Consider the following 23263-nt stretch of genomic DNA (forward strand, 5'->3'; position numbering starts at 1 on the left):
CACTTTCTCCTTTGAATATCAGGCCTCAGGGGCCTTTATAAATTTCTTCTCCAATGCCACAAACTCAGGAAGATCCGAGATAAGCGGCCTTATATAGCTCATAAACTTTTCGCTGACATCATTGCCACGTTCATTGATAAAATCACGGGGCATTGCCCTGGCTCTGACAGCAACATCAGAGAGAGCTGCCTGGCCGAGTGTAAATTTATCATTTTCATCCCTTTCAATGGTCACCATAACCCCTGAGGTACCCGATGCTGCCAGCCTGACCGCCTCTTCACCACAGGCAAAGGCAAAGTCAAGGTCTTCTGCTTCGGCCCTGTCAAAGGCGCTCATAATAAGAGATTCTGTTATCTGGAATTCCCCCCTGGCATTATCCAGGGCTTTAGAGAGAATTTTATGTACATTGAGAGCCACACTTGCACCGCCCATAGCACCGAACTCGGTGTTATTGAACTTATCCTTTGATTCGGCAGCACTCACAGGAGTTCCATCTTTATAAAGAAGACCTTCACTCACAACAACCGATACCCAGCCGTATTTTTCAACACAGGCCTTGGCATCTTCAATCATTTTATCAGGATCAAGGGGAATTTCAGGACAGTAGATAAGATGAGGTGCATCCCCTTCCTTTTTTCTGGCCATGGCGGTAGATGCAGCCAGCCATCCGGCATCTCTTCCGATTGTCTGGTAAATTACAAACTGATCCACTTTTTTCATATCTTTTGCCAGCACCCCGGCCTGCTGTACATTGAGTATATTGCTTCTGGCAGCGGAGGGAAATCCCGGAGTGAAATCAGTACCGAAAAGATCGTTGTCCACGGTCTTTGGAATCCCTATACCCCGCAGTTCATAACCCTGCTCACGGCAGTAGGCTTCTATACGGTGAACCGTATCCATGGTGTCATTCCCTCCAATCAGAAAGAAAAAACGGATATCATATTTTTTAAGGACCTCAAGAATACGGGGGAAATCGGCATCAACCAGCTTATGCCGGGATGAACCGAGAGCCGAAGAAGGTGTTTTCCTCAGTCCCTGAATGACCTCGGGACTCTGAGCACTCAGGTCGAAGAACTGTTCATTCATAAATCCTTCAATTCCATAATTCATACCAAGAACATGAGTAATTTCTTCCTGTTCCATGGCCTTGACTATAACTCCGGCCAGGCTTGAATTAATAACAGATGTAGGACCGCCGGACTGTCCGATAACGGCTTTACCTTTAAACATGTGAACCTCCACTAATTTTTTTTTGTTCTATAAGAATCTCTTCCCATGCCCCTTTGTAAGCGGCTTCATCATCAAATCCGGGAAGAGTGAAAATTGTCTTGATAAAAAAGGATGCGGCCCCCTCGGCAACCTCCCAGATTCCCTTCTGTGAGAATTTCCAGTTAAAGGGAATTACTTTTTTAAGAGCCGGCTCCAGAAGAGTCTTATGAAGATAAAAATCACCGCCCAGTATCAGAAGTTCAGGATCAAGTGTTGAGATAACAGGACTGAGAGTACGGAATAAGAGAGAGGTGTATTCAAGGGAAGCTACGGTATTCTCATGCTTATCGCTGTTCAGGATTTTCAGAAAATCATTTCTCAGTGAGTCTATGACTGGAGAAACCTGAAGCTCCCCTGCGGAGTAAGAGGAGCCGTGGTAGACCTCTCCGCCTGTAACCACACCTATACCGACTTCCTGATCCCATGTTTGACTTTGAGGATTGGAATGGAACTCAAGGAGCATACACAAAAGATTCCCTTTGAATTCCTTTCGGTCTCCAATCTCACCCCATGCGAAACAGTTGGCATCATTTTCAAGCAACACAGGGATCTTCAGCTCTTTCTCCAGTACTTCCGCCAGAGGATAATTATTAAGTTCCAGAGGCAGGGATTCCAGAGCAATACCCTTATGAGGATTAATCCTGCCGGGCAGTCCTATACCGACTCCGTAAATCCTGCAGTGATGCTCTCTCTCAAGCTCAGGGATCAGAGTCAGCAATTCATCCTTAAAATTATCAATTCCGTGATCCAGAAGTTCAACCTGCCCCTGATGCAGAGTTTTACCTGTGAGTGTCTGTAGACTGAAGCGCATAAAATGATCCTGCCACTCAATACCTAGAATGGGCCGTTCAACGATAGAGAGGCCGATGGGAATACGGCCAACCCGTTCTCCGGCTCTGGCGGATTTCTGCTCAGTAATAAGTTTGAAATCAAGAAGATCATTTACTATATGTGTGAGGGTGGAACGATTCAGTCCCATAGAGTCTGAAGCCTCTATACGGCTTATACCGGGTCTGTTGCGGATGAGTTCAATGGTTCTGCTGCGGTTTATCTTCCCTTCCTGAACCTTATTGCTGGTCATAATCCACTCCTGAAATAAATTCATTTTCATTTGTTGATTGTTTCAACAAACATAATATAAAGGTTTAAGACCATTATTGTCAAGTTAAACAGATCTCATTGTTATTTGGGTAATGACAGGCTTCTCATGTTCGTTTTCAGAATCAGTTTAAGGATTTAGTTCAACAACAACCTGTAATTTAACATTACAATGTTTCATAATTATTTCTTTTTGTTGAAATTATGTCATTATTAGTATTTTAGTTTAACTTCCTTTTTTCATTATTCTCTGTTAACATGTTCTTATTTGTAAATAAAATACTTTAATAATATCAAGATAATTCGGGAGTCAGCCCATGAGGACCTCAAAAAAGTCCATTTATAACCTAGCAATCCAGCAGATATTGAAACTTATCTGGGATTACGGTCCAATCAGCAGAGTGGATCTGGGAAAAATTTCAGGGTACTCCAAATCAACCATTACAAAAAACTGTGATGCCATGATAGCTCAAGGCATCATAAAGGAAGAATCAATACTTAAAGATGGTATAGTTTCTAAAAGAACAAACCTTGTAATAAATCAGAACTATGCAATCGTTGCAGGGGTTGAGCTGGGAGCTGCCTCCTGCTGTGTCGGAATATCAGATTTCTCAGGAAAACTGATATCCAAAAAGAATTTTGTCATTGATTATGATTCAGGACCGGAAACCATACTTGATACAATAATTTCATCTATCAAAAACCAGATTATCCCATACAGTGATAAAACTTTTTTAGGTATCGGCATGGGTGTTCCTTCTCCTGTAGATTTTGAAAGAGGTGTTGCTGTACATCCTTCTTTCATGCCTGGCTGGCATAACTACCCTGTTAAAAAATATCTTCAGGATACTATGGGCTGCGATGTGTATGTAGACAATGAAGTACACTCAATGGCTTTGGGTGAGAATTATATTTCGGAAGATTTAAAGAGTAGTAATCTCCTTTTTATAAAAGCAGGATTCGGTATAGGTTCAGGGATTCTCATAGATGGAAATATATACAGAGGCAGTACAGGGATGGGCGGCAATATAGGCCATATCACAATTGATAATAATGCAAACCTTTGTAAGTGCGGAAAAAAAGGATGCCTTGAATCAGTAGTCGGAGGGGATGCTCTTATCAGTCTGGCTGAAAAAGAACTGGCCGGTGGAGTGCAATCCAGGTTATCCGAACAGCTTAATTCCAATGGGAAATTAATTGTAAAAGATATATATAATGCCTTCAAAGCAGGAGATCCCTTATCTTCACAAATTATTCAGGATGCCGGCAAAACACTTGGAAGAACAGTGGGTAAAATGGTCGTATTCCTTGATCCGGACTCTGTTATCATCGGCGGAGATTTATCAGATTTTGGATCACCCCTGATTTCCAGTGTATATCAGGGAATTCTTGAGGAGAGCAGTCAATGGCTCAGCCGGGATTTTATTGTCAGAAAATCATTGAATTCCAAGGATGTCGGCATGATAGGTTCTGCAATTCTATGCATAGACCAGCTTATACAGCATAAAATATTATCCTGACAGACAGAGCATCCGGAAAAGGCTGCACCAAGCGGCAGCTCTTCCCGGATTTATCTCTTTTATTTTAGATTATCAGCTCCGCCTGGCCGGACTCTATAGATCTATAGGCAGCCTGTACAACTTCAACAGCCTTCAATCCGTCTTCTCCACTGACCCTGGGTGTTTTTCCAGTACTATGGGAAAGAATAAAGTCATCAATCATCATACTGTCCGCATTGCTTCCCCAGTATAGCCACTCGGGCTGTGATTTTTCAGAATACAACTGCATGGTCTGCTTGAATGCGTCTACATTGAGATTTCCCTTCTCACCAATCAATTCAAAACGGAGACCACCCCATATGGGGTATCCCTGCGGTCTGGACCAGCTGCAGTCGATTGAGATAAAAGGACCGTCTTTAAAGGATATCATAACCAAACCTGCTGTTTCGACTTCAAGATCAGGATCATCAGCATGAAGATTTCGATTGGAGCGAGCAAAGATTTCATGAACTTCCTTTTTAAAAATCCAGCGAAATATATCCGTTAGATGCACAAGGTGATCTGATACAGCACCTCCCCCCGCCAGCTCTTTATCAACAAACCAGCTTCGCAGGTTCCTGGGCAGTTTTCCCTGATTACAGGAGTTGACACAATAAACCTGCCCCAGCCCGCCGCTGTCCATCAGTTTTTTAGCCTCAACAACGGGAATTGAATACCGCATGGGAAAAGCAGTCATCAAAAGTAATTTTTTCTCATTAAACAGATCAACCATAAACCGGGCATCCTCAACAGATGTAGCCAATGGTTTCTCACAGAGAACTGAACAGGCAGCCCCGGCTGCGGACTCTGCAAAATATTTATGCCTGGCATTTTCACTGCATATGATCACAGCCTCAGGTTTCTGAGCATAGAATGCCTCCAGCTCTTCAAAGAAAGGGATTTGGAACTTCCTGGAAATCTCTTTTCCACGTTCTAAATCATCATCAAAGAATCCTATAAAATCAACATCCTCTCTGCTTTTAAGAATATCAGCATAAGATTCGGCATGTATGTGGGCAAAACTCAGTATTCCGATTCTCATGACTGAACCTCCTCAAGCTCAGGAATCATGATGTTCCGGCCTGTTTTTGAAGACTCCAGAGCTGCAAGAGCAATCTGCAGTGCAGCCAGAGCATCACTATCTTTGACAGGAAGAGGGGAATCCCCCTCAAGGTGATCATAAAAAGCCTGTATTTCTATTTCATAGGGACTATTTTCCAATGGACTCAGAGGAACTGCAACTTTACCGGCGGTATCCTTTTTCCCGGCATGCATATGAAGGGATATGGGAGCAGAGTCATCAGAATTGTGTGTTAAGAGTCCCCGGGAGCCGGCTATCTCAAACTTTGTATGAAACTCAGGTGCGGGATAAGACCATGATCCCTGAATATGACTGAGAACTCCCGATTTATGCTCCAGAATAACGAGGGCATGATCACAGGCCAGTTCGGGATTATCACTCTTTATAGTTTTTGCATAGACTGAGGTGACCTCACCTGCTATCCAGCGGGCATAATCCAGATCATGCAGACAAAGATCCAAAAGAATCCCCCCTGATTTTTCATAATCAAGAAACCAGTTATCCTTGGACTTTCGAGGCGCAAAAGACTCACGGGAAAGCCTGATGAGACCCAGTTTCCCCAAATCTCCTCTCTGAACTGCTTCTCTTGCATCTATGTAGTCAGGAAAAAATCTCAACACATGGCCCGGCAGCAGTTTAACACTATTCTTTCGGCATTCCCGGACCATTTCGACCCCCTGTTCCAGAGTCCTGGCCAGGGGTTTTTCACAGATCACATGAATCCCGTTCCGGGCACTTTCCATTACAATCGGGTGGTGCAGAAATGTAGGAACACAGACATCAATCACATCGATGTGGGGAATCATATCCTTTAAATCTGTATAAAAGGGAACACCCAGTTTATCGGCCAAAGGGGCTGCCAGCTCTTTGTTTTTATCAAGAACAGCAGTGATTTCTGCTCCTGTTTTTTGCCATGCAAACCCATGAATAGAGCCCATTACTCCGGCTCCGGCTATACCAATTCTCATATGGGAGACTCCTCTATCAGCTTTTGATTGATCCGGCAGTCAAACCGCTGATCAACTGTTTTGAAAAAATTATGTAAAGAATAATTACAGGCACTATGGCCATGGTCAGTGCTGATAATACAGAATTCCAATCTGTTACAAACTGTCCTAAAAACATCTGGGCCCCGAGAATCAATGTCTTTGTTCCTTCACTTGGTGCCAATATCAGGGGAAACCAGAGATCGTTCCATATGGGCATCATGGTAAATACAGCAACTGTAGCCAGAGCAGGTCTAACCATGGGTAATATGAGAAAGAAGATGCGGTATTCTGTTGCTCCGTCTACCCGACCCGCATCTTTAAGACCCGATGGAATCTGGATCATGAACTGCTGCATAATAAAAATAGTCAGAGGCAATCCCTGAGCCGTATATACCAGGATAAGAGCCAGAAGAGTGTTCACCAGTCCCAGAGAGACACAGAGTCTGAGTATGGCAACAGTTCCTAATCGAATAGGTATCATAATACCCAGAGCAAGATACAGTCCCAGATACTTATTCCCTTTAAACTTATATTCTGACAGGGCCCATGCTGCCATAGCCCCGAATAGAATAATTAAAGCAAGACTGATAAGTGTAACAATAATACTGTTACCGAAATAGGAGAAGTAATTTGACCGGAGCAGAACCGTGTTATAGCCCTTCAGGCTGAAAGTTTCGGGAGTGGGAAAGGCGAGGGGTGATGCAAAAATGGCCTTTCTTGTCTTAAAAGAATTACTGATCACTAAGAGTATGGGAAAGAGAGCCAGTGCAGAGAAAAGGATCAGTGTCAAATACTGTATGACCCGACTGGCAGGCCCGGAATTATATTTTCTTCGTTTCATGTCCCTCTCCTTCAATACTCATAGCTAGTTACGCGCCGCTGCCAGACATAGGTGTAGAGCAGAACAAATGCCAAAATAATCAGAAACATCATGGTTGCGACTGTAGCACCCATGGTCGGATTACCAAGTTGAAGCTGATGACCGAAGAAAGTTCTATAGAAAAGATTTCCAAGGAGATCCGTGGAATAGTCAGGTCCCGCCAGAACGCCCTGAGTCGTATAAACAAGATCAAAGGCATTGAAATTACCTACAAATGTTAAAACGGAAACAATTCCTACGATTGGAAGTATGAGGATGAATTTTATTCTCCAGAAAACCGTCCAGCCGCTTGCTCCATCCACAGTCGCCGCTTCAACAAGCTCGTGAGGGATACCGAGAAGTCCTGTATAGAACAACATCATCGGAATACCAATAAACTGCCATACCGAGACTAGTGAAAGAGTTGTGAGTGCATATTTTTCAAGACCCAGCCATGGCAGAAAATACTTTTCAAGACCAAAGAGAGCCATTCCTGTTTCAGCAACTCCCCAGAGAGGGCTCAAAATAAGTTGCCATGCAAATCCAACAATGACTACGGACAGCGTGGTTGGAAGAAAAAGAATAGTTCTGAATGTTGTACGTCCTTTCAGTGATTGATTGACCAGAAGAGATGCCAGTAACAAACCTACAGGGTTTTGAACCAGTGAATGTACAATAAAAAATTTCACATTATTCCATAAAGCTCCCCAGAAACGTGGAGCCCAGAGATCATCTGTCATGAGTTTGATAAAATTAGCAAAACCTGTAAATGACTCATTACCTGCCTTATCAGCTGTAAAAAAACTGAGTCCTAAAGAACTCAGAAGCGGATAAATCATAAACATTGTATAGACTAAACAGGCCGGAGCCAGAAAGACTAATATATATGTCCTGAACTTCTGTTTCTGTTTATATTGACTGTTAGGGGGGGCTTTGCTCATGCCGCTGTAACCTCTCGTTTTATCAGATGTGAAAAAGCCGACCTTACGGCCGGCTGTATTAAATGAAGGATTATGGTTTATACCATCTATCAAGACCGTCCTGAACAGTCTTAGCTGCTTCTTCAGGAGTCATAGTTCCATTGATAACCTTTGCTGTATTTACCCACAGTTCACTTTCAAGGTTTGGCTCTCCTCTGCCGAGGATCTGATATGAGTTTCTAATTGTTGTCTTAGCAATCTGACGCCATCCGATAATCTCAGAAGCCAGTGCATCATCCAGGGTCAGTTTGAAATCACCCAGACTGAAGAAACCGGGCAGAGCATTGCTGTATAGTTCTGCGAACTCTTTTGTTGTCATCCAGGTCAGGAAAGTTTTACAGGCTTCAGGATTTTCAGTAGTAGAATTCATACCTAAAGCAATGTCTGTATGGTCGCTTATGTAGAGCTCATCACCTTTATTTCTAACAGGTGCAGGAAAGGCTCCCATATTGAAATCTGCCTGTTCATTGAATACACCGATTTCCCAGGAACCTGCAGGATAGATTGCTGCCTTACCTAGAGTAAAAAGGTTCTGTGAATCAGGATAAGACTGAGCTTCAAATCCTTTAGACATATAGGGAGCCCATTTTGCAAGAGTTTCCCATACAGCTACATACTGATCGTCTGTGTATTTTTCTTTACCGCTGATTAGGTTATTTCTACCTGTTTCACCCTTCCAGTAGTTAGGACCGATATTCTGAAATCCCATAGTGGCTACGTCCCAGAGGTCCGAAGTACCGATGGCTAAAGGAACATAACGGCCGTCTGCCTTTACTTTCTCCAGAATATCAAAGAATTCTGCTTCAGTTTCGGGTTCTGTCAGTCCCAGCTCACTAAAGATATCTGCATTGTAAATGAAACCATGGATAACAGATGCCATGGGAACAGCAAATACATCGCTGCCGTCGTCTGTGATCCATGCGCTTTTTGCTACAGATGAAAAATTGTCTATTCCATCCAGATCATTGAGGGTAGCAAGATTTCCCTGCTGAAATAGAATAAGGGAGGCATCAAAGGGTCTAGCAGTGATAAGATCACCCGCAGTTCCACCTTCAAGCTTGGCATTCAATGAAGAATTATATTCTGCCGGGGGTGTAGGAGAAAAAACAACTGTTATGTCAGGATAATGTTTATTAAATGCAGGGATCAGTATATCTTCCCAGATTGCTAAATCATCATTCCTCCAGCTTTCAATTGTGATAGTCACCTTATCAGATGCTCCGGCAGCTCCATCCTGGGCACCAGTTGCAAACAAGGCAGCTGTGAATACCATTGAACTGATAAAAAAAAGTAGAAACATTTTTTTCATATCAAAACTCCTTTAGTTTTATCCGGTAATTCCGGATATTTTTAATTTTAACTTCCTATTTCCATTATTGTCAAGATTTGTTTCAAAATGAAACATTTATTATCTATTTTACAACTTTTATTTTTATTCAGTACCCCACTCTTCAGTAGTATTTACCCTGAATAAAACGTGATTTATGTTATATCAGTGATTCAAGACAGTTTAACCAGAATTTAGGATAATCCTCCCAGAACACAAAATTACATCCCCAATGGGGAGCAGGATCAGACATATAAGCCAACACTCTCCCCGTTCCGAAATCACCAATTGATACAAGGGGATCACTGCTCCCCTTTACATTAGCGAGAACTGTACAGTTTTCTCTGGGAAGAGTTTTATTATATCCAAGGATAGGGGGGAAAGAATTGAAATCTATTTCATTAAAAAAATCACAACCTTCGTCAGTTAATGAAAGGGTGAACCCTTCTGTACTTTCCACAAGATCTTCGAAATCAAGACATTTTACCGGCAGAATCTCTGACAGCCTGCTTCGATTCCACCCCCCTTTACCCATCTCACCGGAAAAAGAGAGCCATCCGCCTAAAAACATCATTCTTTTTCCTGAATGAACTGCCTCAACAGTAAGACGGACTCTATCTGGAAATGTTAAGGGAGCCTTACCGAATTTCTGCCTGTCAAAAAAAATCGGTGATAATTGAAAGTTTTTTAATTCTACATCGCTGAAAATAATCACATCATAATCTTCAAGAACTTTTTCGTATTCACCGGGAGCCATTTTATAGAACTCCCAGGTAGGAATTGAATCAACCTGGTGTTCCCCGGTAGATTCCAATGCCTCTTTCAACCATTTACCATAATTGACAATATCCAGACCCTTATGAGCATAATTAAAAGGTGTCTCTGCAAAAACAGGACCGCACATCACTGCCCAATCTCCGAAATAACAAACTCTAGCCATAATATTCTCCTTAGATAGTAAAACAATTACTATCTATATTATCAGAGCTGATTCGAGTTTTTGTATTTATCATTGAGTACAATTTATTTATCAGATTTATTTATCAGATCAATGAAAATATGAATTAAGATGAGTTTATGTTATTCTTATATCATGACAAACAACCTGTTCCCATGTGGAAGCTGTCCTATTGAAAACATTACAGGTGTCTGGCGATTTCAGAGACCGGCCCTGCACAATAATAAAACAAGTTCTCTTCCAGGCCATCTGCTCCATTATATTATTGATGGATCCTACACAGTAAGAATTGGATCAAAAGTATACTATCCGCAAAAAGGAAATACTCTCTATTATTATGGAGGTGAAGAAGTCATTTGGGAAGGTAATGATTCGGAGGTAGATTTTTATTCCGTTGGATTTACAGGAACAGGAATCCCTGTTCTCTCCCCTGATGAAAGAATAATAAATACAGCTGCTGGAACGAATGAGAAATGGGATAATCTCTGGGACATTTCTAATAATGTGGATCTCAATAATGGAGCACTTTTATCCTATTCCATACTCCTAGATATTCTCGCTTCTATTTTCTGGAATAATAAGAAACAGATCGTACAGACAAACTCAAAAAACTGGCAATCAATAGAAAATATGATACGAAGTGAAGGATTATATCATATACCTGTTGAACAGCTTTCAGAAAAAGCGGGGCTGAGCAGGTCATCCATTTACAGTTTGTGTCGAAATGAAGTCGGGTCAACTCCCAACCAGCGGCTGAAAGACATTAGAATTGAAGAAGCTAAAGGACTATTGAAATATTCTGAAATGCGTATTGGGGAAATATCTGATTACCTGGGTTATAAAAGGATTCATGATTTTTCACGGGAGTTTAGAAAAGAATCCGGTATATCAGGAAGAGAGTACAGACAAATGGTTCAGAATCAGTGCTTCAATGAGCATTAATCCATGCATCACCTTTTATCACTCTCAATTCTGATACCCATATTCCCCCCAAATCGAATTTAATTATTATTCTCCCGAAAAAGACAATTGGTCCATCATATCCTTCAGCCCCTTCATTTCATAATTTCTGAAAATCTCTCTGTCTTCATCCATCGCAGCAGGCGCCTTACCGAAGATAAGAGCTGCTTCAAATATCTCGTAGAAAACTGATGCATCCAGTTTATGTTTCTCGGCCAATCTGAGGCTGCCGGCAATTCTGTCTTTTGCAGACAGTTTTCTTTTAAGATCCCGACCTACTCTCTCTACCGTATCCCCAAGGGATCTATTCTGGAAACGAAACAGAAGATCATCTACATGTTTTTCAAGATCCTGAATTGTGAATACAGAGGGATATTCTCTGCTTAATGCATGAGCGCTTGTCATCATGGCAGATCGAAGCTGATTGAAGATGGATTGGTGTTCCAATACTTCCCAGATCATCGTAATTTCAGGATATTTTTTTCTCCCCAGATAAGCTGCTGCGGAATGACCCATATTATGAATGAATAATTTCCTGTCTATATATGCCTGTATCGGACTGACCAGCTGTATATCAGCTGAAACAGGCGGAGGGTTAATGAATCCCTCTCTGTCGAGTATAAGAGTGTTATACTCCTCAGCAAAAAGTCTTAGAGGATCTTCCCTTCGGTCTTTTTCAGTCAGAAGAGGTACCATCTTGCCTATACTGGTTTCAATCAGACCCAGATGGCTGTTCAAAGGAAAATCCTCTCCCAGCTCTTCCCTGAAAATACCAGTGCAGATTGCAGCTGCAGCAGGAATATTTTCTGCCAGTATCAGATCCATTGGAGCATCGGCTCCCCTCTCTTCCCTTCTCATAAGCTCTTTTGCCAGTACTCTGCATACAGAGATCATACCTCTCATCCCTACAGAAGAGATCAGAAGATCAGCATCTTTCAATGCACTGAACAAAGCAGTCTCATCTGCTGCATCTATTGCTGAAAAATCCGTAATTGTAATGACTCCATCGCCCCCGGATTTTCGGATCACAATATCATATTGCTTTTTCCGGTTAAGCTGCTTAATGAGAGAACTGTTTAGATCGACGATACTGACCCTGAACCCGGCCTTCTGTAATACGGGAGTAATAAAGGATCTGCCTATACTGCCTCCCCCAAAGAGAACTGCATTCTTCATTCTGACTCTCCTTCAGGGCTGGTGTTTATTCCCGGTAAAGTATTTTTGATATAATCTTCTCTTATGGTACTCAATCGTTCTTCCTTCTCACCGGGATAGATCTCATTGAAACATCCTCCCATTGTATATAGAGCAAGACCTCCGGCTGCTATTCCTTCCACTGCTGCTTTTTGGAGATCAATACTGCGGGAAGTTTCAAGTTGCCTTGCAATGGAAACCAGAACTCCTCCCATAAAATTATCCCCGCAGCCCGTAGTGTCACCCCTGTTGTCAGGATGTTTCTTCAAATCTAAATCTACAAAAGGACTAACCGGAAGGGAATATAGAGAGCAGGATTCAAAAACAGGGCTGTTTTCGGCAAAAAGCAGTACATCCTCATTTCCACGGGTAATTATGCATGCCCGGATGCCGCTTTTAATAAAAAAATCCAGGACAGATTCTAAATTGTCTTCACCTGACAGTCTCAATGCTTCTTCATAGTCACAAATCAGTAGATCAATAAAGGGATAAGCGGGTTCATCAGAGTTTCCAAGGGGCCAGGGCTTATCCGGCGCTGCAGACTCATTCTTGAAATCATAAACTGTACCGACGATATTGAGCCCGCCTCTCTCATGCACATCCCTGCAAAGTGATCCAAGAACATCATGGAGCGGAGGAACAAGGGCCGTACCACCCCAGAGAACTATATCCGAACTGAAAAAATCTTCATTCAGCAGCTCAGGATTAAATGCTGCTGCCGCACCGAGTCTGTTTATAAATGTCCTCTCTCCTGCAGAATTGTTGTATGAGGGATCTGACAATACAGAGCTCGAGGGATGAGCGCCTTCACTCTCAATGCCCTTATATGAGAGTGAAAACTTTTCAATAAAACTTTTCAGAAAATTAAAATCATCACTATGATTTATAACACCGTAAAAGCTGCAGTTCCAATCTTTAAGCAACTGAGCAGCATGTACCATAGGAACAATTCCGGGACCGCCCAGATTAACAGCATCAGGGACTGCCCCTGAGGTCAATTCATGGAGAATAGAATCTTCATCCTTTCCGGCAAAGACGGCAAGATCTTCTGCAAAGACAAGATTTCCCGGTATAAGTCCTCCATCTCCCGCCTTGAGGGAGCAGTATTTTATAAATGTATCAGAATCAAAGGAGCAGTCCCTATACAAATAGTCAAGAAGACAGCATCCGGCTCCGGAAATTCTCTTTTTCATAGGGTCCCGTGCTCCTGGAATTGTTTATAATCATTTACAAGAAAATGACCTATCTCTTCATCCTCTTCTATATCAGGAAAACGGCCCACATCTTCATAAAAACGGTTGTCCGAATTATCATCATTGACCTTACTGACTTCTCCGCACAATACATCTCCGTCTTCGGCAAAGAAGCGGTGATAGACATGAGTTTCCAGACAGAGACTCTGCCCCGGATTCAGAGAAATATACTCTCCACCATTGATTCGGTATCTTCGATCATCTATATACACATCAAAAGCCTCATCACTGAGCTGTTCATCAGATGTTGCCTTATGGAGCTGAAACATCAGTTTCCCTCCCCCCCTATTAATGATATCTTCCATCTTATTCCAGTGGAAGTGAAAGGGGGTTTCCTGGGAGTCTCCCACAATCATGATCTTCTCGGCATAAGTTTTCCCGGGGTTGGATACACCGCCGTTGCGCTGTGTAAACATGATAAGCCCTCTCTTGGAGAAGTCAGATGATCCAAAATCTGTAATATCCCAGCCCAGCTGACAATCAAAAATACGCTGACAGTCGGACCTTGATTTTTTCCAGTCACTCTCATTCCAATATGCCCATTCGGGCAGAGACCAGGAATGATCCTCCATAAAACTGATACTCTGTGAGACAATTTGATTTATACGGCTTCGTTTCATGACAGCTCCTTGACAGTATGCAATACTAAAACAATAATATTGCTATATTAAAGTGAATGACATGCATTTTATTGCTGTTTTATAGGAATATATTGCTTATATGAGTTTTTTAAATGAAACAATTCATCCCAGAGGCCTCAAATATGAAGAGAAGGGGCTGAATCAGGACAATCCTGTCCGCTGCCTCAGTCATAACAGTAGGATCTCACACAATATCCGCCTCCACTATCATGACAGCCTGGAGATAAATCTTCTGAGATATATAAAGGGTAATGTACACATGGAAGAGAGAAGCTTTGCACTGTCAGATACAACACTGCTTATTATTCCACCGGGCACTCTCCATTCGTATCAGACAAAAGGTTCCGATCATGAATCTTCCCTCTTTAAGGTCTGGCATTTAAATCCTGAGTTTTTTAAGTATCTGGATACAGAGATGATAAATCAGCTGATTCGGGGGATAAAGGGAGTGATAATCTCCGGAGATGCAGAAGAAAAACTGATAGAGGTTCTGAATATTCTTGAAAAAGGGAACATCCTTGAACAGAATGCGGCGATGCTCAGACTATTCACACTGGTTCCTGAAATAATGACAGAAGAGAGGATAAAATCTCAAAGAGACGATTTCCTCCATAAAACCATCAGCTTTCTTGAACAGAATTATCACAGACCACTCTCTCTTGACGAGACTGCAGCCCATCTGAATCTTAGTAAATATCATTTCAGCAGGAAATTTCAGCAGCGGGCCAAATCATTATTTTCAACCTATCTGACGACACTCCGTCTGGAGAAGAGTCTCATTTATCTGCATGAAGGAAGGAGTGTGGAGACAGCAGCCTATGAATCCGGCTTTGAAGACCCGTCCTACTATATCAGTAAATTCAGGAATTTTTACGGTATTACACCGGGCCGATATAAAAGGGAACTGAATACTGACTAGAAGCTTTCCAGGGCAGCCTTAGCTTCCCGGCGGACATTTACCGCCTCTTTTTCATTATCCATTGCCCGAACAGCATCCTTCAGGGATACAATCTTGTTCAACTTGACTCCGCGGATTCCATAGATTTTAAGAATAAAGTCATTATGAGCCATCATCTCTACATAGAAAGGTTTCAGACTGTCCCACTCACTGTTGCTTAGAGTCTTACAGAAAGGTCCCAGTTCATTATCCTTATCCAAAGACCATTTAGGTCTCAAAACCTTCTCCAGACTATCTATAGAGCCGTTGATCTTATATTCCATCATCATATCAAGAGCCTTCTGCCTGAGGTCAAAAGCGACCCGCACTCCCTCAAACTGCTCCAGAATAAACTTGTCTGCAACTTCTCCGCCTATCTCGGCAAGTGCTTTCATCGATGCATATCGTACATGTCTTACCGGATCTTTTCTGACCTTATACTGCAGGATGCTCACCGCATCCGAAGTCTTCCGTTCTCCAAGTCCCTGGGCAGCAGCAACACGTATTCTCCAGAATGCATCGCGCAGTGCTGTAATAAGGATTGTTTCCACCTCGGGATTCTCATATTTTGTGATTCCCAGAAGAATATAGGAACGCAGCAGACTGTCTTCCGAATTTGAATACATGGTCTTTAAGAGTTTCAGTCCATCTTCATGCTGAAGCATACCGATTGATATTGCTGCATTCTGTCTCTGCGCCGACGAAGCATCTTCATCCTGAAGGAGATCCTCAAGAAAAACTTGAGCATCTTTATAATCCAGCTCACCCAGAACAGCGATTGCCGTTGCTGAAAAATCAGAATATTCGGCATCACCTGAATACTCATCAACAAGATCCATTATCTCTGCGACCCGGGAGCCATCCTTCAGCCGGCCGATACCTCTGAGGGCTGAAGAAGCAATTGATTTATTATTATCCTCTAAAAGAGAATAAAAAAGATCACCCGCCACCTCTGATTCAATTGTCCCCAGATAGCTTATTGCCGACAGAAGGAGTTTATTTGAATATTCGTAATCATCGAGATGATTGCGAAGCAGCTCCAGGGCAGGAGCCTCTGCAATAGAAATTTCCATCTCATTAAAAAAATCATAAATTGCCCGGTTTATCTCGGTATTGGAATTTGTACTTAAAAGCTGAAGAAGATCATCATTGAAGGTCAGATCTTTCTGGGTGCGTATGGTGCTGAGTACATCCTGCACCTCAGTATCAATACCATAGAGGATGACATCCCGCTTTTCCTTGTTCAGGGACTCAATTTTTTCTTCTTCCGCCTTTTTATCCTCGGCGGCTTTCTTTGCTGCATCTGCATCTGCTTCGGATTCTGCTTTAGAATCGTCTTCAAAGGCAGAGTCATCAACTGCGGGTTTTACCGGCTCTGCTGCAGTTCCTGTAGCAGTCTCGCTCCCCGCAGCTTCACCTGCAGTTTCCTGAGCTGTGAGCGGCTGTATCAGCAGTGCTATGAGAAAAAGAAAAAAGAATCTCATGTTATTTACTCCCTCTTCTCTTAAGAATCGTCATCACATCCAGTTTCATTAAACTGTAAAAGAAAAAGAGTACACCAAGAGAGATAATTCCCTCAATTGCAAGAAAGCCGAAGTTTTTCCAGCCGCTTCCCTCATAAAACATAGAAACAGAAATAAAATGTTTCATAAACAGAGCAGCCGCGACCATGGGAATCTGAGCTGCAAAAACCTTAAAAGTCTGTTTACCAAGGTATCCGAAATCCAGTGTAATATTCTCTCTAAAACTTCCTGTTGCCATCATAAGGGCACCAAAGACGAAAGCTATGGAATTAGCCCACGCCAGAGAAACAACACCCTTACCCATTCTGATAAAAAGAAGAGAGAGGATTATATCCAGCAGAACAGTTACCAGGGCGGTTTTCAAAGGAAATTTGAAATTTCCCCTTGAGTAGAAAGATCTTTGAAATAAATTATATGAACCGACAAAAAACATTCCGGGAGCATAGGCAAATAATACCTGTGCGGCCAGATGAGAATTTGCCGCATCATATTCACCTCTCTGCAGGGCTGTGGAGATCAGTTCAGGTCCGAATATCATTAGAAGAATTGATGAGGGAACAAGGAGTACCGAGAGCATATGAATGCCCTGCTGCAAAGTAGATGCCATGCCTTTATGGTTACCTTCTCCAGCCTGACGGCTCATTTTTGGAAAAAGAACAGTAGCAATGGAGGCACTGAAGATTCCAAAGGGAAGCTGCCAGAATACAATGGCATTACTTAGAGCCGTAGTAGAACCCTCATCAAGTCCGGTGGCCAGAAACACTGCAATCATCTGATTCACAGTGAAAATTGAAGATGTCACAAGCACGGGAAGCCATTGTTTCATAACCCGCCTGAAGGATTCATCCTTAAAATGGAGGCGGGGAATAAGAGAATAGCCCAGTTTATGAAACTTGGGATACTGCCAGATAATCTGAGCAACTCCGCCCCCCAGTACACCTATCACCATAGAAAATATACCAAGGGAATCATGCCAGATAACAATTGATGAAATCACTGAGATGGAAAACAGGAGAGGAGACAGTGCGGGAATAAGAAAATGATTATGTGAGTTCAGCACAGCCATCAGAACAGCAGAGACACTGATCAGCAGAATATAATGAAATATCCAGCGAAATAAACGTACCGCCATCTCCAGCTTCCAGGGCTCTGGAAAACGTATAAATATTTTAAGAATTATTTCCGGAAAAAAGACACATACCAAAGACAATGGAATCAGTATAAGCAGCTGCAGCCCCAGAATACTACGGCTCAGATTCCTCGAGGCCGGTCCTTTCGGATCCGCCACAATCTGCTTGGAGAGTTCTGGAATAAAAGCCGATGAAAGTGCTCCTTCGGCTAATAGTTTTCTGAAGTTGTTGGGGATATTGAATACTGCATTGAGAATATCAGCTTCACCGCTTGCCCCGAAATACATGCTGATCAGTGCAATACGGACGAAACCCAGGATTCTGGAACCCAGGGTTCCGGCCATAACTGCCAATGTGGAGAGCATGCTCTGCCGTCGTGTTGTCTCTTTCAAGTGCTACCTCTTCTGAAAACGGTCCAGGAATGATTTCTTATACTCCAGGAAGCGTCCCTCTCTGAGAGACTGACGAACCTCTTCCATAAAGGTATAAAGAAAATGGAGGTTGTGTTCGGTAACAAGCATGGGCCCCAGAATTTCCTTGGCCTTGAAAAGGTGTCTTAAGTAGGATCTGCTGTACTGCTGACATACGGGACAGGTACATGTGGGCTCGATGGGCTGCTGATCCAGGCGGCATTTCTCATTCTTCAGTGCCAGGTTACCATCCAGGGTAAAACAGGTTCCGTTTCGGGCAATTCTTGTAGGATAAACACAGTCAAACATATCAATACCGGCCTCAACAGCCTCAAGCATATAATCGGGGGTTCCGATTCCCATGACATAACGGGGTTTATCTTCCGGAAGGAACTGAGCAGTATAGTGGAGGTAATCACGGAACATCTCGGGTGATTCACCAACAGAGAGTCCCCCGATAGCAATCCCGGGAGTATCCAGTTCAAGAATCTCTTCAGCACTCCGTTTTCTCAGATCTTCATAAAAGTTTCCCTGAATAATACCGAAGAGCTTACCATGGTAACCATCTTTACAGTTTTCCCAGCGTGCTTTGGCCCGTGCGGCCCAGCGTGTAGTAATCTCCAGAGACTCCACTGCCTCTTTATGGGAGATACCGGGAGCCGTACAGACATCAAGAGCCATCTGAACATCACTTCCCAGAGTTTCCTGAATCTCCACTACCTTTTCGGGAGTAAAGACATGATAGGCTCCATCGATATGAGACCTGAAGCGGACACCCTCTTCCCTTATTTTCCTGAAAGGAGCCAGTGAGAAGACCTGAAATCCACCGGAGTCGGTGAGAATATTATGTTTCCATGAACTGAAATTATGCAGTCCCCCTGCGGCTTCGATAACCTCCATTCCGGGACGCAGATACAGATGGTAGGTATTTCCCAGAATCAGGGTATAACCCATGTCTTCTACTGAATCATGTTTTATCGCCTTGACGGTTCCATTAGTCCCTACAGGCATAAATGCCGGAACCTCAACATCTCCGTGGGGAAGATGCAGAATACCGCCTCTTCCACGGCAGGAAGGATCTCTATATTGAATATCTATCATATTTATCTCCTATAATTATGTCTGAGCCGTTTTGAATAACAGAGCCCCTACACCCAGAAAAATCAGAAAAGCCGCCCATGCACCGTAGAGAGGCGGTATATACCCCAGCTTAGCCAGAAGTACCATAACCATTTGTGCTACGTAATATATAACAGAAACCACCAGACTGGAAAGGAGGCTCATCAGCAGAATATTCTTTTTAAAGCGTCCTCCCAGTGAACAGGATAGTAAAGCTACAACAAGAGGAGTTAGTGCAAATGAAGTTCTTTGATAATACTCTGTGAGGGCACCCTTAAAAGGGAATCCTGTTCTCCTGAGTGATTCTACCCATGCCTTGGCCTCAGTTGCACTCATCTCGGCAATATCCCGGCTTATTCTTTTAAAAGAATCAGGCGGTTCATCAAGCATCTCATGTTCCCAGCTGCTGTGAAAATCCTCTTTCAAATACTCATTTCTATCATCATACAGAAAAATTCTGGCATTCTTTATTATCCAGTGGTCTTCTTCCCAGACAGCTGAATTGCCATCAACTCTGAAATCAAAATTTCCCTCCTCATCAAGAAAAAGGACTGTAAGACCCGTAAGACTCTGACGCCGGTCATTATAAAAATCAGCATTATAGATAACTCGGTTACGATGACTCAGAACGGCTACATTGGAATTACTGAATGAAACCGTCTGTCCCAGAATTTCTCTGGATATCTGATTTTTTTCCTTGAATGTGGGAATAACTATTCTATCTTCGAAAAAATATCCCCCCAGACTCAAAAAGATTGCAAAAATAAGAAGCGGACTTGTAAGCTGATATAGTGAATAGCCTGAACCGAATACGGCTATCAGCTCATTATTGGCATAATAGTTTCCAAGGGTGTAGGAAATTGAAAACAGAACGGCAATGGGCAGAGCAAAGGAGATACACTTTGGTGTATAGAGCAGAGTCACTCTCAATATGGCTGCCATTGGTACTTCCGCATTCAGATAACGCCAGAGATTGGCAAAGATATCCACCAGCTGCAGTATCATAATAAAAAAGATCAGAGCCACAAGGAGTGTTGGAATAAAATCTTTCATTATCATTTTATGAAGAGCTTTCATTTACCCGCCCTGAAAAGATAAAGAATAAAACCTATAGAAAAAATCAGCATATTAGGCAGCCACATGGTCAGAGCCGGAGGATAAAAGGTTCGTATTCCCAGGGTTCTCCCTGCAACAAGCATACCCCAGTAGATTATGGTAATAAAAAGTCCTATTCCAAAGCCCATTGATTTACCGCTTCTCTTGGTATAGAGCCCCAGAGGAAATGCCAGGATTACAAAGGGGAGACAGGAAAAGGGAATCGAAAATTTCTGAAAAAACTCAAGCTTCCATATTTGCAGAGAACGGTCTTTAACCATTGTTCCTGCAGAATTCAGGTATTGAGTTCTGAAATTTTTAATCTTCGTCGGGAAATTCTGAACAAGCCTGGGATTACTCTCCTGGTTCATCAACTTCCAGCTGCCGTACATCTCAGTATAATATCTCAGGCTCTGCTTATCTCTCTGCCTGACTTTTTCATCGTAACGAAGCTGCTTTACCTGAATTTCCCGGTAAACATCCAGAGAGCTCATCTCCCTTGGACCCGGATTTCGAATTGAAGAAGTTATATCCTTAAGCAATATGTTATAGATCATTTTATCAGCCTCAGAATAAATGAATTCACCTCTGTTCCGCTTTTCAGGTTTATGATCAAGAATATTATCAAGCTGAAATGATAGAACCCCTGCTTCTTCATGAGCATTATTGATATAGGCCTGATTCGCCAGAATAATTCTACGGTTTGATTCCTTGTCTTTTTCAACTATGATCAGATTATCAATGGATTTCCCTTCAACCTGACCCGTAATAATAATACTTTCCTGAAAATATTTCACCGAAAATGATTCCAGTTCAACCTCGGGATTCCGGTAGATCATCTCCCTATAGAGTCTGGTGAAATTGATTGTCCCCACAGGCAGAAGATAGTCGTTTACAAAGAATGAAACAAAAGAGAACAGAATTCCAATAAGAAAAACCGGTAGAAAAATCCTGTTATATGTAATCCCCGAACACTTCATTGCTAGGATTTCATTATCCGAAGAGAAGCGGCCATAGGTCATAAGTGTTCCCACAAGAGTTGCAAATGGAAATGATATGGCAATTATTGAAGGAAGAGAGTAAAAAATAAGCCTCATAACATAAGTGAAAGGGACCTGTTTCTCAAGAATATCCTCTGCCAGAAGCAGAAGCTGATTGATAAAAAAGATAAAGAAAAAGAAAAGAAATGAGACAAAAAATGAGAGAAAAAACTCCCTGGCAATATATAGATACAGGGTTTTGTATGAATTAGGGTGTTCTAAATAAGTCTTCATGTATCTTAACCAGTCCCTGTTCCTGTACGGCGCAAATTATATAAGGTTCAACATAAGCAATAGAGCTCATATCAAGCCCACCCAGTCCTTCAGAAATTCCCAAATAACTGATTTCAAGACTCTCTTTTTCCATGACAAGAAGCCCCTGTCCCAGAGTTGAAAAACAAAAGTGCTCCGGCAGCTCCACACCCCCTGTAATCCAGCGGGTCCGGCTGTTCAGGAGAACTATATCATATTTATCCCCCTGTCTGACAAGCTTATAGAGCCCGCCCCCGTAACTGCCTGCTATCATACGACTCCTGGAATCGCCCAGGACAGCTCTGGCTGCAGAAAGCTGCCTGCTGTTTTGACCTGCAGCTGATGCATTAAAACTTCGGTCCAGTATAAATAAACCATCCTCTTCACTACCCGCAAGGATGCGCTGATCATCCAGAGCCTGAAGAAAAGTAACATTCCTTAAATCCGATGCAAGAGGCAGCACAGACTGACTGTCCAGACGTATCCGTCTCAGTCCACGGGACTGGGTACCTGTAATAAGTCCGGTACCCACAACAATCCCGCTCTGGAGACCTCTGTAATCCTTCTCATCCGGAATATCCAGATAAATAAGCCTGCTGTGTCTTTTTGAATATACACCCACACTGCCGTATGAAAGAAACCAGATTCGTTCATGGTCCGGAAGTATGGTCTGCATGGTTTTGATGGCAAGAGAGTCCTGCCCTCTGATAAAGGATTTCCAGCTCTTTTCAGATAATGAATAACGGGCAATATCCCCGCTTCGGCTGCCCATCCACAGATCATCTCCATCGGCAGCCAGTGCAGAGATATGTTTATCAAAAAAGATATCATCCGGAAGCTCTATAAGCTCCTGATAAAGAAGTCTTTTTAATGCTGTTCTACTTAAAGGGTCAGTTTCTGAGAACAGCAACTCTTCCAGTACTGTTCTCAGATTGGATTCTTTCAGATAATCCCCGTTGATCCTGTATTTCAGCAATAACTCTTCATTTGCAGAAAAGTCAGCTGCAGAAAAGTCATCTGCAGAACAATATAAAGTTGTCTGAAAAGACAGTAAAATCAGAAAGATTGATAAGAAAGAGAACTTGTTCATTTGACTCCGGTAGAACCGAAACCGCCGCTGCCTCTGGCTGTATCCTCAAGGTTATCAGTGAACTGAAAATCAGCTCTTGTCACTGGTGCTATGATCAGCTGGGCAATTCTTTCGCCCCGCTCAATAACAACATCCTCCCGGCCCAGGTTGATCAGGATAACCATAACATCCCCTCTGTAATCTGCATCGATAGTTCCCGGAGTATTTAAAACTGTGAGACCCTTCTTAACAGCCAGTCCGGAACGGGGTCTTACCTGTCCTTCATACCCTGAAGGGATTGCCATACGCAGTCCTGTGGGGATCAGTTTTCTTTCCCCGGGAGCAAGAGTAACAGGCGAATCTACACAGGCCCTGAGATCGGCTCCCGCCGAATCTTCTGTTCCGTAATGGGGCATCATGTCCTCGGGACCGGTCAATTTAACAGCAACAGTATCCATTTAAGTCCTCATTATTATTCTATCTATGAAATTTAAACAAAAAAACAGCCCCTGAAACAGGGACTGTTTGATTATAGCATATC

At 42.7% G+C, this 23263-nt stretch carries 21 protein-coding genes; 3 read left to right on the top strand and 18 right to left on the bottom strand.

The window, feature by feature from the left end; all coding sequences use genetic code 11:
* Nucleotides 1-18 precede the first annotated feature (18 nt).
* Both DV872_RS16375 and DV872_RS16380 read right to left on the bottom strand, forming a co-directional pair.
* A complete protein-coding gene (locus DV872_RS16375; protein ID WP_114631027.1) occupies nucleotides 19-1230 on the bottom strand; it encodes a diphosphate--fructose-6-phosphate 1-phosphotransferase in 1212 nt (403 codons plus the stop codon).
* Nucleotides 1223-2350, bottom strand: a complete 1128-nt coding sequence (locus DV872_RS16380) for an ROK family protein (RefSeq protein WP_158547010.1) — start codon at nucleotides 2348-2350, stop codon at nucleotides 1223-1225. The genes DV872_RS16375 and DV872_RS16380 overlap by 8 nt, the downstream gene beginning before the upstream one ends.
* Before the next feature lie 334 nt (nucleotides 2351-2684).
* Here DV872_RS16380 and DV872_RS16385 point away from each other — a divergent pair, with 334 nt between their 5' ends.
* Nucleotides 2685-3887, top strand: a complete 1203-nt coding sequence (locus DV872_RS16385) for an ROK family transcriptional regulator (RefSeq protein WP_114631029.1) — start codon at nucleotides 2685-2687, stop codon at nucleotides 3885-3887.
* A 64-nt stretch (nucleotides 3888-3951) separates the two neighbouring features.
* On the opposite strand, the gene DV872_RS16390 is transcribed toward DV872_RS16385, so the two are convergent.
* The 6 genes from DV872_RS16390 to DV872_RS16415 all read right to left on the bottom strand — a co-directional run bounded on the left by DV872_RS16390 (nucleotide 3952) and on the right by DV872_RS16415 (nucleotide 10081).
* Nucleotides 3952-4947 carry a Gfo/Idh/MocA family protein gene (locus tag DV872_RS16390; RefSeq protein WP_114631030.1) on the bottom strand — a complete coding sequence of 332 codons (996 nt, stop codon included), beginning with the start codon at nucleotides 4945-4947 and terminating at the stop codon, nucleotides 3952-3954.
* Complete coding sequence (locus DV872_RS16395) at nucleotides 4944-5954, bottom strand: Gfo/Idh/MocA family protein (protein WP_114631031.1); 1011 nt, start codon at nucleotides 5952-5954, stop codon at nucleotides 4944-4946. The genes DV872_RS16390 and DV872_RS16395 overlap by 4 nt, the downstream gene beginning before the upstream one ends.
* Before the next feature lie 16 nt (nucleotides 5955-5970).
* Entirely contained in the window at nucleotides 5971-6816 is an 846-nt protein-coding gene (locus DV872_RS16400) for a carbohydrate ABC transporter permease (protein WP_114631032.1), read from the bottom strand.
* A gap of 11 nt (nucleotides 6817-6827) precedes the next feature.
* Complete coding sequence (locus DV872_RS16405) at nucleotides 6828-7868, bottom strand: carbohydrate ABC transporter permease (protein WP_216664407.1); 1041 nt, start codon at nucleotides 7866-7868, stop codon at nucleotides 6828-6830.
* On the bottom strand, nucleotides 7846-9123 hold the full coding sequence (locus DV872_RS16410; protein WP_199563496.1) for an ABC transporter substrate-binding protein: 1278 nt from the start codon (nucleotides 9121-9123) through the stop codon (nucleotides 7846-7848). Before DV872_RS16410 ends, DV872_RS16405 begins: the two co-directional genes overlap by 23 nt.
* A gap of 178 nt (nucleotides 9124-9301) precedes the next feature.
* Entirely contained in the window at nucleotides 9302-10081 is a 780-nt protein-coding gene (locus tag DV872_RS16415) for a glutamine amidotransferase (protein WP_114631033.1), read from the bottom strand.
* A 153-nt stretch (nucleotides 10082-10234) separates the two neighbouring features.
* Here DV872_RS16415 and DV872_RS16420 point away from each other — a divergent pair, with 153 nt between their 5' ends.
* Nucleotides 10235-11041, top strand: coding sequence for an AraC family transcriptional regulator (locus DV872_RS16420; RefSeq protein ID WP_158547011.1), 807 nt, complete (start codon nucleotides 10235-10237; stop codon nucleotides 11039-11041).
* Nucleotides 11042-11107: 66 nt separating this feature from the next.
* Here DV872_RS16420 and DV872_RS16425 read toward each other — a convergent pair whose 3' ends face one another.
* The 3 genes from DV872_RS16425 to DV872_RS16435 are packed head-to-tail and all read right to left on the bottom strand — an operon-like array spanning nucleotide 11108 to nucleotide 14126.
* Nucleotides 11108-12235: a mannitol-1-phosphate 5-dehydrogenase gene (locus tag DV872_RS16425; protein WP_114631035.1), complete on the bottom strand. Its 1128-nt coding sequence runs from the start codon at nucleotides 12233-12235 to the stop codon at nucleotides 11108-11110.
* A complete protein-coding gene (locus DV872_RS16430) occupies nucleotides 12232-13446 on the bottom strand; it encodes a carbohydrate kinase family protein (RefSeq protein ID WP_114631036.1) in 1215 nt (404 codons plus the stop codon). Before DV872_RS16430 ends, DV872_RS16425 begins: the two co-directional genes overlap by 4 nt.
* Nucleotides 13443-14126, bottom strand: a complete 684-nt coding sequence (locus DV872_RS16435) for a D-lyxose/D-mannose family sugar isomerase (protein ID WP_114631037.1) — start codon at nucleotides 14124-14126, stop codon at nucleotides 13443-13445. Before DV872_RS16435 ends, DV872_RS16430 begins: the two co-directional genes overlap by 4 nt.
* A 100-nt stretch (nucleotides 14127-14226) precedes the next feature.
* Between DV872_RS16435 and DV872_RS16440 the strand changes: the two genes are divergently transcribed.
* On the top strand, nucleotides 14227-15066 hold the full coding sequence (locus DV872_RS16440; protein WP_114631038.1) for an AraC family transcriptional regulator: 840 nt from the start codon (nucleotides 14227-14229) through the stop codon (nucleotides 15064-15066).
* Here DV872_RS16440 and DV872_RS16445 read toward each other — a convergent pair.
* Genes DV872_RS16445 through dut form a run of 7 tightly spaced genes read right to left on the bottom strand, consistent with a single transcriptional unit; the run spans nucleotide 15063 to nucleotide 23180 of the window.
* The gene (locus tag DV872_RS16445) at nucleotides 15063-16568 is read right to left on the bottom strand and encodes a HEAT repeat domain-containing protein (protein WP_114631039.1); all 1506 of its coding nucleotides are present in this window, start codon (nucleotides 16566-16568) and stop codon (nucleotides 15063-15065) included. The genes DV872_RS16440 and DV872_RS16445 overlap by 4 nt on opposite strands.
* A 1-nt stretch (nucleotide 16569) precedes the next feature.
* Complete coding sequence (gene murJ / locus DV872_RS16450) at nucleotides 16570-18129, bottom strand: murein biosynthesis integral membrane protein MurJ (protein ID WP_147283189.1); 1560 nt, start codon at nucleotides 18127-18129, stop codon at nucleotides 16570-16572.
* Nucleotides 18130-18132: 3 nt separating this feature from the next.
* Nucleotides 18133-19248 (bottom strand): tRNA guanosine(34) transglycosylase Tgt, encoded by a 1116-nt coding sequence (tgt, locus tag DV872_RS16455; RefSeq protein ID WP_114631041.1) that lies wholly within the window; start codon nucleotides 19246-19248, stop codon nucleotides 18133-18135.
* A 15-nt stretch (nucleotides 19249-19263) separates the two neighbouring features.
* Complete coding sequence (locus DV872_RS16460; RefSeq protein WP_114631042.1) at nucleotides 19264-20343, bottom strand: LptF/LptG family permease; 1080 nt, start codon at nucleotides 20341-20343, stop codon at nucleotides 19264-19266.
* A complete protein-coding gene (locus DV872_RS16465; RefSeq protein ID WP_114631043.1) occupies nucleotides 20340-21635 on the bottom strand; it encodes an LptF/LptG family permease in 1296 nt (431 codons plus the stop codon). Before DV872_RS16465 ends, DV872_RS16460 begins: the two co-directional genes overlap by 4 nt.
* On the bottom strand, nucleotides 21610-22743 hold the full coding sequence (locus DV872_RS16470) for a hypothetical protein (RefSeq protein WP_114631044.1): 1134 nt from the start codon (nucleotides 22741-22743) through the stop codon (nucleotides 21610-21612). Before DV872_RS16470 ends, DV872_RS16465 begins: the two co-directional genes overlap by 26 nt.
* On the bottom strand, nucleotides 22740-23180 hold the full coding sequence (gene dut / locus DV872_RS16475) for a dUTP diphosphatase (RefSeq protein WP_114631045.1): 441 nt from the start codon (nucleotides 23178-23180) through the stop codon (nucleotides 22740-22742). The genes DV872_RS16470 and dut overlap by 4 nt, the downstream gene beginning before the upstream one ends.
* Nucleotides 23181-23263 lie beyond the last annotated feature (83 nt).

Source organism: Oceanispirochaeta sp. M1 (genome assembly GCF_003346715.1).
Lineage (GTDB): Bacteria > Spirochaetota > Spirochaetia > DSM-2461 > DSM-2461 > Oceanispirochaeta.

Coding starts and splice junctions, on each gene's coding strand:
- DV872_RS16380 (WP_158547010.1), bottom strand. CDS start 2,350: ATGACCAGCAATAAGGTTCAGGAAGGGAAGATAAACCGCAGCAGAACC.
- DV872_RS16440 (WP_114631038.1), top strand. CDS start 14,227: ATGAGTTTTTTAAATGAAACAATTCATCCCAGAGGCCTCAAATATGAA.
- DV872_RS16470 (WP_114631044.1), bottom strand. CDS start 22,743: ATGAACAAGTTCTCTTTCTTATCAATCTTTCTGATTTTACTGTCTTTT.
- DV872_RS16420 (WP_158547011.1), top strand. CDS start 10,235: ATGACAAACAACCTGTTCCCATGTGGAAGCTGTCCTATTGAAAACATT.
- dut (WP_114631045.1), bottom strand. CDS start 23,180: ATGGATACTGTTGCTGTTAAATTGACCGGTCCCGAGGACATGATGCCC.
- DV872_RS16415 (WP_114631033.1), bottom strand. CDS start 10,081: ATGGCTAGAGTTTGTTATTTCGGAGATTGGGCAGTGATGTGCGGTCCT.
- DV872_RS16385 (WP_114631029.1), top strand. CDS start 2,685: ATGAGGACCTCAAAAAAGTCCATTTATAACCTAGCAATCCAGCAGATA.
- DV872_RS16425 (WP_114631035.1), bottom strand. CDS start 12,235: ATGAAGAATGCAGTTCTCTTTGGGGGAGGCAGTATAGGCAGATCCTTT.
- DV872_RS16435 (WP_114631037.1), bottom strand. CDS start 14,126: ATGAAACGAAGCCGTATAAATCAAATTGTCTCACAGAGTATCAGTTTT.
- DV872_RS16395 (WP_114631031.1), bottom strand. CDS start 5,954: ATGAGAATTGGTATAGCCGGAGCCGGAGTAATGGGCTCTATTCATGGG.
- DV872_RS16465 (WP_114631043.1), bottom strand. CDS start 21,635: ATGAAGACTTATTTAGAACACCCTAATTCATACAAAACCCTGTATCTA.
- tgt (WP_114631041.1), bottom strand. CDS start 19,248: ATGATAGATATTCAATATAGAGATCCTTCCTGCCGTGGAAGAGGCGGT.
- DV872_RS16430 (WP_114631036.1), bottom strand. CDS start 13,446: ATGAAAAAGAGAATTTCCGGAGCCGGATGCTGTCTTCTTGACTATTTG.
- DV872_RS16390 (WP_114631030.1), bottom strand. CDS start 4,947: ATGAGAATCGGAATACTGAGTTTTGCCCACATACATGCCGAATCTTAT.
- DV872_RS16445 (WP_114631039.1), bottom strand. CDS start 16,568: ATGAGATTCTTTTTTCTTTTTCTCATAGCACTGCTGATACAGCCGCTC.
- DV872_RS16460 (WP_114631042.1), bottom strand. CDS start 20,343: ATGAAAGCTCTTCATAAAATGATAATGAAAGATTTTATTCCAACACTC.
- DV872_RS16375 (WP_114631027.1), bottom strand. CDS start 1,230: ATGTTTAAAGGTAAAGCCGTTATCGGACAGTCCGGCGGTCCTACATCT.
- DV872_RS16400 (WP_114631032.1), bottom strand. CDS start 6,816: ATGAAACGAAGAAAATATAATTCCGGGCCTGCCAGTCGGGTCATACAG.
- DV872_RS16410 (WP_199563496.1), bottom strand. CDS start 9,123: ATGAAAAAAATGTTTCTACTTTTTTTTATCAGTTCAATGGTATTCACA.